Annotated in this window: 1 protein-coding gene; it reads right to left on the bottom strand. The window is 49.7% G+C overall.

The features are described 5' to 3' along the window. Window positions 1-352: rhamnogalacturonan lyase family protein (locus C1I60_RS25550; protein WP_491844693.1), on the bottom strand; the 352-nt coding region annotated here is incomplete at both ends.

The following is a 352-nucleotide window of genomic DNA, read 5'->3' as shown; positions in this document are numbered from 1 at the left end:
ATCCATCTCCGATGTCTCTACCTCATCCACCTCATCGCCGCTCTCTTCCTGAATTACGGCTCTTGGCGTGTAGAGCTTGGGAATCGGCACATTCGCCCAATCCATATCGGATGCGAAGTAAAAGCTTGTATAGGATGGCTGGTTATAGCCTGTATTTTGACGCGCCACATCCACCCGATATTGCGGATTATGCATCAGTGTGTACAATTTATGTGTCGTAGGCTCAGTGCTCAAATAGATACGGATCGCCGAGCTATCCGCTGTGCGGACGAGCATTTCTTCTCGCCAATCTCCGAAAATGTCGGCTACCAGCGATGGCGTTCCTTTGGTATAGTTGTTCGTCTTCGTTCCT

Origin of the sequence: Paenibacillus terrae (assembly GCF_005217525.1) — a bacterium.
GTDB lineage: Bacteria > Bacillota > Bacilli > Paenibacillales > Paenibacillaceae > Paenibacillus > Paenibacillus terrae_C.
Note: the sequence above shows the minus strand (reverse complement) of the source record. Positions and strands in the feature narration are given on the sequence as shown.